12 protein-coding genes are annotated in these 12307 nt (G+C 71.6%); 5 read left to right on the top strand and 7 right to left on the bottom strand.

Annotated elements, in window-relative coordinates; translation table 11 throughout:
• Window positions 1–26 precede the first annotated feature (26 nt).
• A complete protein-coding gene (ychF, locus tag AC0VYL_RS23565; RefSeq protein ID WP_475456052.1) occupies window positions 27–1112 on the bottom strand; it encodes a redox-regulated ATPase YchF in 1086 nt (361 codons plus the stop codon).
• 203 nt (window positions 1113–1315) lie between these two features.
• Between ychF and AC0VYL_RS23570 the strand changes: the two genes are divergently transcribed.
• Complete coding sequence (locus tag AC0VYL_RS23570; protein WP_475456054.1) at window positions 1316–2284, top strand: FkbM family methyltransferase; 969 nt, start codon at window positions 1316–1318, stop codon at window positions 2282–2284.
• A gap of 10 nt (window positions 2285–2294) precedes the next feature.
• Here the strand turns inward: AC0VYL_RS23570 and AC0VYL_RS23575 are convergent, their stop codons facing one another.
• Entirely contained in the window at window positions 2295–2993 is a 699-nt protein-coding gene (locus tag AC0VYL_RS23575; RefSeq protein WP_475481539.1) for an alpha/beta fold hydrolase, read from the bottom strand.
• Window positions 2994–3204: 211 nt separating this feature from the next.
• Here AC0VYL_RS23575 and AC0VYL_RS23580 point away from each other — a divergent pair, with 211 nt between their 5' ends.
• Both AC0VYL_RS23580 and AC0VYL_RS23585 read left to right on the top strand, forming a co-directional pair.
• Window positions 3205–4563 carry a DNA recombination protein RmuC gene (locus tag AC0VYL_RS23580; RefSeq protein ID WP_475481540.1) on the top strand — a complete coding sequence of 453 codons (1359 nt, stop codon included), beginning with the start codon at window positions 3205–3207 and terminating at the stop codon, window positions 4561–4563.
• Between the two features lie 192 nt (window positions 4564–4755).
• Complete coding sequence (locus tag AC0VYL_RS23585) at window positions 4756–5322, top strand: DUF6542 domain-containing protein (protein WP_475463210.1); 567 nt, start codon at window positions 4756–4758, stop codon at window positions 5320–5322.
• Between the two features lie 348 nt (window positions 5323–5670).
• On the opposite strand, the gene AC0VYL_RS23590 is transcribed toward AC0VYL_RS23585, so the two are convergent.
• The 3 genes from AC0VYL_RS23590 to AC0VYL_RS23600 form a co-directional block, all read right to left on the bottom strand.
• Window positions 5671–5913: an exodeoxyribonuclease VII small subunit gene (locus AC0VYL_RS23590; protein WP_475456060.1), complete on the bottom strand. Its 243-nt coding sequence runs from the start codon at window positions 5911–5913 to the stop codon at window positions 5671–5673.
• Between the two features lie 2 nt (window positions 5914–5915).
• On the bottom strand, window positions 5916–7253 hold the full coding sequence (gene xseA / locus AC0VYL_RS23595; protein ID WP_475481541.1) for an exodeoxyribonuclease VII large subunit: 1338 nt from the start codon (window positions 7251–7253) through the stop codon (window positions 5916–5918).
• A 157-nt stretch (window positions 7254–7410) separates the two neighbouring features.
• Window positions 7411–8040: a DUF8129 domain-containing protein gene (locus AC0VYL_RS23600; RefSeq protein WP_475481542.1), complete on the bottom strand. Its 630-nt coding sequence runs from the start codon at window positions 8038–8040 to the stop codon at window positions 7411–7413.
• 295 nt (window positions 8041–8335) lie between these two features.
• On the opposite strand from AC0VYL_RS23600, the gene AC0VYL_RS23605 reads away from it, so the two are divergent.
• Entirely contained in the window at window positions 8336–9307 is a 972-nt protein-coding gene (locus tag AC0VYL_RS23605; RefSeq protein ID WP_475456066.1) for a 4-hydroxy-3-methylbut-2-enyl diphosphate reductase, read from the top strand.
• Between the two features lie 80 nt (window positions 9308–9387).
• On the opposite strand, the gene AC0VYL_RS23610 is transcribed toward AC0VYL_RS23605, so the two are convergent.
• Window positions 9388–9978 (bottom strand): DUF4245 domain-containing protein, encoded by a 591-nt coding sequence (locus AC0VYL_RS23610; RefSeq protein ID WP_475456068.1) that lies wholly within the window; start codon window positions 9976–9978, stop codon window positions 9388–9390.
• 259 nt (window positions 9979–10237) lie between these two features.
• Window positions 10238–10849 (bottom strand): TetR/AcrR family transcriptional regulator, encoded by a 612-nt coding sequence (locus tag AC0VYL_RS23615; protein WP_475463212.1) that lies wholly within the window; start codon window positions 10847–10849, stop codon window positions 10238–10240.
• A 388-nt stretch (window positions 10850–11237) separates the two neighbouring features.
• On the opposite strand from AC0VYL_RS23615, the gene glpX reads away from it, so the two are divergent.
• Entirely contained in the window at window positions 11238–12263 is a 1026-nt protein-coding gene (gene glpX, locus AC0VYL_RS23620) for a class II fructose-bisphosphatase (protein ID WP_475456070.1), read from the top strand.
• Window positions 12264–12307: the final 44 nt, after the last annotated feature.

Consider the following 12307-nt stretch of genomic DNA (forward strand, 5'->3'; position numbering starts at 1 on the left):
CCCGCCCTCGTGGGTTCGCGTGTGGCTCAGACGTTGAAGCGGAACTCCACCACGTCGCCGTCGGCCATCACGTACTCCTTGCCCTCCATGCGGACCTTGCCCGCGGCGCGGGCGGACTGCATGTCCCCGGCCGCGACCAGGTCGTCGAAGGAGACGACCTCGGCCTTGATGAAGCCGCGCTGGAAGTCGGTGTGGATGACCCCGGCCGCCTCGGGGGCGGTGTCACCCTTCCGGATCGTCCAGGCGCGGGCCTCCTTGGGCCCGGCGGTCAGGTAGGTCTGGAGGCCGAGGGTGGCGAAGCCCACCCGGGCCAGCTGGGCCAGGCCGGACTCGGTCTGGCCGAGGGACTCCAGCAGCTCCTGGGCCTCGTCGTCGTCCAGCTCGGCCAGCTCCGCCTCGATCTTGGCGTCGAGGAAGATGGCCTCGGCCGGGGCGACCAGGTCCTGGAGCTTGGCGCGCAGGGCCTCGTCCGCGAGCTCGTCGGTGTCGAGGTTGAACACGTAGATGAACGGCTTCACGGTGAGCAGGCTCAGCTCACGCAGCCGGTCCAGGTCCACGTCCTTGGCCTGGGACAGGGAGACGCCCTCGTCGAGGATCTCCTGCGCCGCCCGCGCGGCCTTGAGGAGCTCCTGGGAGTCCTTGTCCTTGGCGTTGCGCTTGGCGTCCTTCTCCAGGCGCGGGATCGCCTTCTCCAGGGTCTGGAGGTCCGCGAGGATCAGCTCGGTGTTGATGGTCTCGATGTCGCGGGAGGGCTCGACGTCGCCGTCGACGTGGGTGACGTCGGCGTCCTCGAAGGCCCGGATGACCTGGCAGATCGCGTCGCTCTCGCGGATGTTGGCGAGGAACTTGTTGCCCAGGCCCTCACCGGTGGAGGCGCCGCGCACGATGCCCGCGATGTCGACGAAGTCCACCGTGGCGGGCAGGATCTTCGCCGAGCCGAAGATCTCGGCCAGCTTCCCGAGCCGGGCATCGGGCACGCCCACGACTCCGACATTGGGCTCGATGGTGGCGAACGGGTAGTTCGCCGCCAGAGCGTCGTTCTTGGTCAGCGCGTTGAAGAGGGTGGACTTGCCAACGTTGGGCAGGCCGACGATCCCGATAGACAGACTCACAAGGTCAGAGTCTATGCGGAGCGGCGGGTGGGCCGACCCGGACACCGGCGGCCAATCATGGAAACAGAGTGCGCTCACATGGACACGAAGAGTAGGTTCGAGGTGCGGCCGGGCACCACGAGCAGGGAACGAGCCGACAGGACAGCGTCGTACGGCCCCCGGCAGCAGTCACCGCGGCTCCGTTCTCTTGGGGGGAAGACACTGTGGTCCAGGACCAGCTGCGCGCACTCGTACACCGGTATCCGCTCGTGCGCTTCGCCACCCGACAGCTCCGCGTCCACCTGCCCAGGAGGCTCGGCGGACTGGACCCCGCCCGGGTCCCGCCGCGCAACCGCAGGTTCACCCTGGTCCTGCCCCGCCCCGAGGACGACCGGCGCCGGGTCGGACCGGACACCATCACCCTCCAGCTGTCCGGTGACCTGACGGTTCCGCGCCGCCTCGCCGCCTCCGGCCTGTCCAGGCACGAACCCGACAGCCTGGCCAGCTTCATGGCGATCCTCGACCACACCCCTCCCGGTTCGGTCCTCGACGTCGGAGCGGGGGTGGGCGTCTACTCGATGCTCGCTGCCGCGCGCACCCGACGGCCGGTCTTCGCGTTCGAGCCCACCCCGGAGCTGGCCGCCGCCGCGCGCGCCGTCTCCGCCTCGGGCGACCTCGGGTTCAGCGTCGTGGACCTGGCCCTGAGCAACCACAACGGCAGCGGGCACCTGCGCCGCGCCCTGCACAACGACATGTGCAACCGGCTGGTGCGCTCGGCGCGGCTGGGGCTCTCCCACATCACCGTGCGCACGGCCACCCTGTCCCGCTGGAACGAGACGGCCGCGACCTTCCCGACGGTGGTGAAGATCGACACCTCCGGAACCGAGCCGGACGTGGTCGCCGGGGGGCTGGAGGTGCTGCGCCGGTACCGCCCCTGGGTGATGGCCAAGGTGCGACCGGACCGGGGTGTGGAGGAGCGGCTGATGGCCCTCATGGACCCGTTGGAGTACCGGTGGTTCCCGATCAGCGGCGACCCTCCCTACGAGGCGCGCGAGGAGATCTCCGGCCGGGCCTCCCCCGCGTGGGAGCGGATGTGGATGTTCGCCCCGGAGGAGCCCCCCAGCGGCTTCTGGGACTCGGTCACGGTGTGGCGCGCGGCCCTCGGGGAGTGCCGCCGCCCGTCGGATCCCTGACGCCGACCGGTCAGATCCAGCCGTCGAGGGCCGCGAGCAGCCCCGGCAGGTCGTCGCGGTGGACGTGGTGCCCGGCGTCCTCCACGGTGCGGACGGTGAAGCCGCGCTCGGCCAGGGTGCGGGCGCCCTCGGGGCCGATCGGGGAGCCCACTCCCGCGATGACCGCCAGGGAGGGCACCTCGGCGGTCTTGGGGAAGTTGTCCACGCCCGCCACGTGGTCGATCACCCATGTGTGGAAGTCGGGGTCGGTGGCGGCGAACCCGGCGAGCTCGATCCGTACGTCCTCGTCGTTCCAACCGGGGTGCAGTTCGCGCACCCGGGCTGCGTCGGCGGTGGCCACGGCCGCGCGCAGCCGGTCGCTGGCCCCCTCGGTCTGGGGCGGGATCCGGAAGGCCGGGTCCACGTGGACGGCCCGTTCCGGGCGCAGGTGGTCCAGGGCCAGGGACAGCGCGAGGCAGCCGATGGAATGGCCCATGACCAGCTCGGCGCCGGGAGGGAGGGTGTCCACCAGGTCCTGGCGCAGCGCCTCGACCGAGTACGCGCCGCGCGGGCTCGCGCCGTGTCCCCGTAGGTCGACGCCGGTCACCCGGTACCCGCGCCGGAGGAGTTCGGCCTCGACCGCGTGCCAGGTCCGGTGGAGGGACGCGCCGCCGTGGACGAGGAGGGCGCGGCGGTCCCCCGCTCCGCTGGTGTGGGTGGCGAGGCGCATGTGGGTGACCTTTCTCGGGCGCCGCGTGGTGGGCGCGGTTTCCACCGGTGTCGCGCCCCCGACGTCACGGGGGTTCCAAGCGTCGGCGTTGGCCTCCGCCGCGGCAACCCCCGCCCGTGGCCGGTTCCGGTCAGGGCCGCCGTGCGGAGCGACGCGCGGAGTCCTGCGCGTTGCCGGGCGCGCGACCCTCGGGGATTGAGAGCATGGCGCCATGGACGCCCTCGCTCTCGTACTCGTACTCGTCATCGGTCTGGCCGTCGGCGCCGCCGTGGGCTGGCTGCTCGCCCGCGGCCGGGACGCCGAGGCCCGCGCGGACGCGAGGGCGGCGGAGGAGCGCGCCGCCTACGTGGAGGAGCAGCTCGCGGACCGGTTCCGCGCGCTGTCCGCGCAGGCCCTGGACCAGACCAACCAGCGCTTCCTCGAACTCGCTGAGGGGCGGCTGCGGGCGGTCAGCGCGGAGGCCGGGGGCGACCTGGACGAGCGGCGCCGCGCCGTGGAGCGGATGGTGGAGCCCCTGACGGCGACCCTGAACCGGGTGGAGACCCAGCTGCGGGAGGTGGACGCCGGTCGCGCCGCCGCGCACGCGGAGCTCGCCAAGCAGGTGGAGTACGTGCGTGTGGGGTCGGAGCGGCTCCGGGACCAGACGCAGTCGCTGGTGACGGCGCTGCGCAGGCCGGAGGCGCGCGGCCGGTGGGGCGAGCTCCAGCTGCGCCGGGTGGCGGAGTTGGCCGGGATGTCCGCGTACTGCGACTTCGAGGAACAGGCGGTGTCCGGGGCACAGCGGCCGGACATGGTGGTGCGGCTGGCGGGCGGCAAGAACATCGTGGTGGACTCGAAGGTGCCGCTGGCCGCCTACCTGGACGCGGTGGAGGCCGGTGAGGGCGCCGCGTCGGAGCAGCGGCTGCGGGCGCACGCCAAGCACGTGCGCACCCATGTGGACCAGTTGGCGGCGAAGTCGTACTGGTCGGCGTTCACCCCGGCGCCGGAGTTCGTGGTGCTGTTCATCCCGGGTGAGGCGTTCCTGGCCCCGGCGCTGGAGTACGACCCCGGGCTGCTGGAGCACGCGATGGGGCGGCGGGTGCACATCGCGACGCCGACGACGCTGATCTCGCTCCTGCGGACCGCGCAGTACGCGTGGCAGCAGGAGGCGCTGAGCGAGAACGCCCGCGAGGTGTTCGACCTGGGCAAGCAGCTGTACGCGCGGCTGGCGAAGCTGGGCGGCCACGTGGAGGGGCTGGGCCGGGCGCTGAACCGTACGGTGGGCGCCTACAACCAGACCGTGGGGTCGCTGGAGAGCAGGGTGCTGGTGACCGCGCGGCGCTTCGGTGAGCTGGGGCTGGTCGACGGTGACCTGGACCGGCTCTCCGGGGTGGAGGAGCGGCCGCGTACGGTGGCGGCACCGGAGCTCGCGGAGACGTCGGCGGGGATGGCGGAGACGTCCGCGCACGATACGGACATGTCGGACCTGAAGCTCGCCGGTGCCGCCGATGTCGGCAGTATTCGGCATGGGAGTAACGTCCGCAACGGTTCGACCCAAATGGAACCGGGGGGAGCCGTTCACGGCGAGTGACCGACCGGCCCCGACCCCGGAACCAGCCGGAACCAGGAGGGGAGATCTCGGCGTCCAAGGGGTGGAAGCCGCGATCGCCCCGGAAGGGGCAAGTGGCCGAAATGACGACACGATCCCAGGAATGACCCCCGAAGTTTCACGAGAAGTGACACACTAAACACTGTGAGTAACAAACTGGGGAGGCGGACGACCATGCCCCCGCGCAAGTCGGACGGTCCGGATCCCGGACAGGCCCCGTACTTCGTGCGGTCCAACGGTCGCGGTCGGGGGGCGGCGGGTGCGGACAGGTCCGCGCGCAGCCACCCGAACCCGGACAGGACAGCGCGCAGTCACCCGAAGGCGGCGGCCCCCGCCTGGCAACCTCCACGGCTGACCGGCCGGGGCGGTGTGCTGATCATCGTCGTGTTCAGTTTCGCCGGGACCATGATCGCCCACCTGACGTCGACCCCGGCCGCTCCCGGGCTGGCCTTCACCCTGGCCTGCCTGACGACGGCGGCCCTGGTCCGCCCCGCCGACCTGCTGTCGCTGTCGGTGAGCCCGCCCATCGCCTACTTCGTCGCGGTGGTCGCCGCCGAGAGCATCCTGGCCCTGGGCAACGAGGGGTTCGCCCGGGTCCTCATCCTCGGCCTGGCCTCGCGCCTGGCCGAGGTCGCCCCGTGGCTGTTCCTGGGCACGGCGCTGGTCCTGGTCGTCGCGGTCTTCCGTGGCCTGCCCGGCAACCTGCGCAACCTCGGTGACGAGCTCAACGGCCGTAAGTAGAACCCGAGCGCTCCCCCGAGACGCTGAAGTCACGGGGCACACCCACGCGGCCAGCTGACCGCGTCTCAACGCAGCGGAGAGTCTGGGTTCCAGCAGGCGCTGCGCAGGACGGGGCGAGCCGCCAGCGAGGAACGAGCCATCACACCGAAGGCGCCGAAGGTTCCTCCGCACACGCACCGAAGCCAAGCGGAGGCGCAAAGAACGTGAAAGCGCCGGAGAGGGTTCTGCAAGACAAGTCAAGCCGCCAGCGAGGAACGAGCCAGGCGTAGACGAGGATGAAGAATCCCTCTGCAAAGGCGCCGAACACGCACCGAAGCGAAGCGGAGGCGCAAAGAAGACCCAGCCCCCTCAGAACGGGGCGTCGTCGTTCCCGGACTCGTCGGCCCGGCGCTCGTCCATGGCGGCCGCGAGCTTGGCGCGGGCCCCCTCCAGCCAGTGCTCGCAGACCCGGGCCAGCTTCTCGCCGCGCTCCCACAGCTCCAGGGACTCCTGGAGGGTGAGGCCGCCCGACTCCAGTCTCCGGACGACGTTGTTCAGCTCCTCCCGGCTCTCCTCGTAGCTCAGTTCCGGGGCCTCGCTCTGGTCGGCCATGCCTACTCCCCCTCTGTGGTGGCTGGGTTGTCCGTGGTGTCCTCGGCGGCGGGCGCCGCCTTCTTCTTCCTGCCGCGTGAGCCGCCCGTGGCCGCCTTCTTCCCCGCCGGGCGGGGCTCGGACTCACCCTCGCCGTCCAGGGCGTCGACGGTGGCCCTCAGGCCGTCCTCGGCGAACCGTACGCGCAGGGTCTCCCCCACGGCGGGCTCGGCGGCGGAGCGGACCACGGATCCGTCCTCGCGCTGCACGATCGCGTAGCCGCGCGCCAGCGTGGTGGCCGGAGAGAGCGCGTGCAGACGGGCCTCGGTGTGGACCATGGCGTCGGCCGCGCGGTCCAGGGCGGCGGTGAGGCTCCGGCGGGCGCGGTCGCGCAGCTCCAGGACCTGCTCGGTGAGGCGCTCGGTCTCCCGGACCGGATCGGCCAGGACCGGGCGGGAGCGTACGCTCTCCAGCCAGGCCAGCTCCCGGTCGACCCCGCCCCGGATGACGCGGCGGGCCCGGTCGCGGAGCTGACGGATGATCTCCAGCTGCTCCCCGACGTCCGGGACGGTCCGCTTGGCGGCGTCGGTGGGGGTGGAGGCGCGCACGTCGGCCACGTGGTCCAGCAGCGGCGCGTCCTGTTCGTGGCCGATCGCGCTGACCACGGGGGTGCCCGCCGCGGCCACCGCCCTGACCATGGCCTCGTCGGAGAAGGGCAGCAGGTCCTCCATGGAGCCGCCGCCCCGGGCGATGACGATGACGTCGACCTCGGGGCGGGTGTCCAGGTCGTGCAGGGCCTCGATCACCTCGCGGGTGGCCCGGTCGCCCTGGACCGCCACCTGGCGCACCTCGAAGCGCACGGCGGGCCAGCGGCGGCGTCCGTTCTCCAGCACGTCGCGCTCGGCGGCGGAGTCGCGGCCGCAGATCAGGCCGACGGTGTTGGGCAGGAAGGGCAGCGGGCGCTTGCGGGCGGGGTCGAAGACGCCCTCGGCGGTCAGGGTCCGGCGCAGCTGCTCCAGCCGGGCGAGGAGCTCACCGATCCCGACGTGCCGGATCTCCCGGGCGCGAAGCGAGAAGGTGCCCTTGAGCTGGTAGAAGTCCGGTTTGGCGTGGATGACCACGCGGTCGCCGGGGCCGGGGGCCGGTTCCTGGCGGCGCAGGACGGAGGTCTCGCAGAGCACGCGGATGGAGGCGTTGGCGACCGGGTCGCGCAGGGTCATGTAGGACATGCGTCCGCGCGAGTTGAGCTCGGCTATCTGCCCCTCGACCCAGATGGCGCCCAGCCGGTCGATCCAGCCGCCGACCGCCTGGAGTACGGTCCTGACCGGCTGCGGTGACTCCGCCGAACTCTCCATGCCCATGGCTCCAGAGCCTAGGCCAGGGTGAGGACAGTTCTGTGAAGGAGCGGCCGCGCGGCCCCGGAGACGGAGGGGTGCCGGACCGGGGTCCGGGCACCGGCCTCCGGGGCGGGCACGACGGCGGGGGCGGTCCGGGGCGGGCCCGCGGACACGTCCGGGCTCAGGCCTCGGACTCCAGCTTGGCGATCCGGTTGTCGTACATCTTGATGAACTCGGGGCGGCCCTGGTGCGCGACCTCGTAGGCGCGCAGGTCGCGGACCTGCTCGATGGTGAGCTTGCGCAGGCGCGCCCGGATGGACGGCAGGGTGAGCTCGTCGTAGGTGGGGACGGCCAGGTCCTCGGCGGCGGGGGCGGCCTCCTTGCGGACGCGCTCCAGGACGTCGTCGCTGGCGACCGTGGTGTGGGCCTCGGCGGCCTCGAGCTCCTCGGCCAGGGCGGGGCCGTCCTCGGGGAGGTCGGCGGTGGCCGGGACGGTGGGCTCGTCCCTGGGCTCCTCGACCAGCGGGGCGGTCTCGGGGGTGCTCTCGGCGGGGGCCTCGGGCTTCTCGGCCTTCTCCTCGGCCTTCTCCTCCGGCTTCTCGACCTCAGGCTTCTCGGTCGCGGGCTCGGCCTTCACGGCCTTCTCCTCGGACGCCGCGTCCGCGGTGGCGGGGGTCTCCACCTTCTCCGCGCTCTCCTGCGCGGGGATCTCGTCCTTCTTGTCCTGCACGGTCGTGATGACCGGGTCCTTGCGCCCGAAGATGCCCCTGACGAGGGTGGTCAGCTTCGTGACGATGGTCGGGTTCGACATAGGACGGGGGCTCCTGATGCTCTCGGCGTTGGGCCGGCGGCGCGCGTCCAGCGAACAAGGCAAGGCCGAGTTGAGGGCGAACCGCCTCATAACAGATGCGATGGTGAACCAGGATAGAGGAGGGAGTAGCAGCATGAGCGGGCGGGAAGTGAACGATTCCGCCACTTCGCCGCCGGATCGTGTGCGTTCGGTCGCACCGACCCCACCCGCCTGCGGACCCGCCATGGACCTACCCACTCCGTGCCCTATCCCACACACGGACCCACGGCGCCGGATCACACCTAGGATGTGTCCCATGAGTGCGATGACGACTGCCACGAACCAACGCCGTGTGCTTCTCGCCAACCCGCGGGGGTACTGCGCCGGAGTCGACCGGGCGGTCATCACCGTCGAGAAGGCACTGGAACAGTACGGTGCCCCGATCTACGTGCGCAAACAGATCGTGCACAACACGCACGTCGTGCGCACCCTGGAGGAGCGGGGCGCGATCTTCGTCGAGGAGACCGAGGAGGTGCCCGAGGGCGCCATCGTCGTCTTCTCCGCTCACGGTGTCTCGCCCGCGGTCCACGAGCAGGCCCAGCGTCGCCAGCTCAAGACCATCGACGCCACGTGTCCCCTCGTCACCAAGGTGCACAAGGAAGCCCAGCGCTTCGCCTCCGAGGACCGTGACATCATCCTCATCGGCCACATCGGCCACGAGGAGGTCGAGGGCACCAGCGGTGAGGCCCCGGACCACATCCAGATCGTGGAGAGCCCCGACGAGGTCCACAAGGTCGAGGTCCGCGACCCGGACAACGTGTCCTGGCTGTCCCAGACCACCCTCTCGGTGGACGAGACCAACCAGACCGTCGACGCCCTCCGCGAGCGCTTCCCGAACCTGCTCGACCCGCCCAGCGACGACATCTGCTACGCCACCTCCAACCGCCAGGACGCCGTCAAGGCGATGGCTCCGGAGTGCGAGCTGGTCATCGTGGTGGGCTCCGACAACTCCTCGAACTCCGTCCGCCTGGTCGAGGTCGCCCTGGACGCCGGGGCGAACGCCTCGTACCTGATCGACAACGCCACCCTGATGGACGAGGCCTGGCTGGAGGGCGTCACCACCGTGGGCGTCACCAGCGGCGCCTCGGTGCCCGACATCCTCGTCCGCGAACTGCTGGACAAGCTGGCCGGACACGGCTTCGGTTCGGTCAGCCCCGTGACGACGGCCGACGAGACCCTCACGTTCTCGCTGCCCAAGGAGCTCCGCCGGGACCTGCGCGCCGAGTAGTCGCCTCCCGAACGTCGAGGGCCCCGCCGAACCACACGGTTCGGCGGGGCCCTTCGTCACGTACCGGGGAGCCCGGCGGGCTAGGAGTCGGCGTCCGCGCCCTCGGAGGGCTCGGCCTCGTCGCCCTCCTCGGCGGCCTCGGGCTCCGGGACCGGGAAGGTCTCCAGGTGCTCGGCCAGCTCCGCGAACTCGTCGACACCGGCGCTGCCCGCGACGATGAGGGTCCAGCCCTCCTCGCGCAGCACGAGCGCGCCCCAGTCCTCGGACTCCAGGTGCTCCCACTCCCGGTCGCCCACCATGACGGTGCCCACCGGTTCGGCGTCCTTGACGGTGTCGCGCACCACGGTGTCGGGGTCGTCGTCACTCTGGACCAGCCTGGCGTGGCTGTCCTTCGGAGTGGCGAAGCCCACGGTCCACTCGACCGGGCCGTTCAGGTCCAGGGTGGAGCTGGTGGGCGTCCAACCCTCGGGAAGGTTCTCGTCGGGTGCGGTGACCGGATACTCGGCGCTGCTCCGGAGCACCTCGATGTCCGGGCGGAACTGGACTTCGGGGATGCGTTCACCCGATCGCGTGGAGACCACGAACGCCATCACCAGGATGATCGCGACGACGACCCCGAGGGAGATGGCGTAGTTCTTGAAGGTGGCGTTGGCCCGGCTGTATGAACTCATGACATGACCAGCTTGCCCCAGCGCCCGGGCCGCTTCGACCTGGGGTGCGGTTAGCGCACGTGAGCGGCGACTCGTCCCGGACGGGAACCTTCGGTCACCGGGCCGTCGGCGCCGCGTCCCTCCGGTCGGACAGCCAGGCGCGGTGGCGGCGCGGCGCCCGCCGCTGCCCGACGCGTTCCGAGAGCAGGGCGTACGACGGGAGGGTGCCGGGCCGCGGGGACCTCCACCCAGTCGAACCCGGCCCGCTCGGCGCGGCGGCCTAGTCCCGCTGGCGGTGGCGGGGTTCGAGTTCGGTGAGCAGCCCGGTGATCTCGTCCGCGAGCCGGTGGGCGTCGGCGTCGTCGCGCCGCACGACCTCGGCCACGGCCAACAGCATGGAACCGCTCACCACGATCAGCAGCGCCTCGTCGACGGGCTCGTCGGCCTTGCGGAAGAGGGCCACGTTGCGGTCGGTCCACTGGGTGAGCCGGGACCGCAGCTGGTAGTCGAACCCGGGCGGGCCGTCGCCGCTGAAGAACAGCCGCGCGGTGTCGCGCTCCTCTATGCAGCCGAGGAGGTAGGCGTGCGCGGCGATGTTCATCAGCCGTGTGGGATCACTCTCACCCTCGGAGCGGGCGTCGCGGACCGCCTGGTGGGTGCGCTCCTGCTGGCGCTGCTGGAACTCCTCGTACAGGGCGACGTACAGGTCCGCCTTGCCGGTGAAGTGGTGGTAGAGGCTGCCGACGCTGGCCCCGGCGACCGAGACGACCTCGCTCACCCCGGCCTTGGCGAACCCCACCGTGCGGAACACCTGGGCCGCCGCCTGCAGCAGGGCACTGCGGGTGGCCGCGCCGCGCGGCGAGACCCGCGCGGGCCTGTCCGTCTTGTCCACTGTCACGCCCTCACTTCTGTCCGGGTCCCCGCAAACCTGAAGCGTTCCCCTGGGAGACCACGGGAACTCCCCCCTGCCTCGTGGCGGCGGGCTTGACGCGACAGACGCGCCTGACGACTGCTCTCCCGGCAGCCGGGACCGCCACGTCGTGGTCGATCCGGTACAGGTCCACGATGTTACGGGCCGCGTCGGGCTCGGCGTTACCCGACCACCCGCCCCCGGATCACCCGACCTGGCACACGATCCGCCCCCGCTCGGGCGCTCCTCGTCCCGGGTGGCGTCCGACACGCGCGCCGTCCTCCCCGGGGTCCGCGATAAACGGAGGTCACGTCGGGTGACTACCCTAAGAGAGAACCCCACCCTGTTCCCGACGGAAGGTGTCACGTCCATGTCGCAGTCCAGTAGCCCGTCCGCGCAGCACTCGGCGCCCGACCGTAACCTCGCGCTGGAACTGGTCCGCGTCACCGAGACCGCCGCGCTCGCCGCGGCCCGTTGGGTCGGCAAGGGCGACAAGCTCGGCGCCGACGGTGCGGCCGTGCGAGGCATGCGCCACATGATCAGCACCGTGTCGATGAACGGCACCGTGGTGATCGGTGAGGGCGAGAAGGACAACGCGCCCATGCTCTACAACGGCGAGCGGGTCGGTGACGGCGGCGGCACCGACTGGGACGTCGCGGTCGACCCGATCGACGGCACCACCCTGACCGCCATGGGCATGCCCAACGCCATCGCGGTGATCGCGATGAGCCCGCGCAACACCATGTTCGACCCGTCCGCCGTGTTCTACATGGAGAAGCTGGCCACCGGCCCCGAGGCCGCCGACGTGGTGGACATCGCCGCCTCGCCCGCCGAGAACATCCGCGCCGTGGCCCGCGCCAAGGGCAAGTCGCCGCAGGACGTGACGGTCGTGATCCTGGACCGTCCGCGCCACAAGCAGCTGGTCCAGGACGTGCGCGACGCGGGCGCCCGGATCAAGTTCATCAGTGACGGTGACGTCGCGGGCGCCATCATGGCCGCGCGCCGGGGCACCGGCGTGGACCTGATGCTGGGCATCGGCGGCACGCCCGAGGGCATCATCACCGCGTGCGCCATGAAGTGCCTGGGCGGGGTCATCCAGGGCCGTCTGTGGCCCAAGGACGACCAGGAGCGCCAGAAGGCCGTCGACGCGGGCCACGACCTGGACCGCGTGCTCCTCACCGACGACCTCGTCTCCTCGGACGACGTGTTCTTCGCCGCGACCGGCATCACCGACGGCGAGCTGGTGGGCGGTGTCCGGTATGAGTCGACCGGTGTGACCACCGACTCCCTGGTCATGCGCGGCCGCAGCGGCACCGTGCGCCAGGTCCGCAGCGAGCACCGTCTGAGCAAACTGTCCGCCTACAGCGGCGTGGACCTCACCTCCGCCCCGGAGTAGTCACCGCGAACCGGCGGTGCCCGTCCACCTGGACGGGCACCGCC

The organism is Nocardiopsis sp. iso_238, from assembly GCF_056173325.1.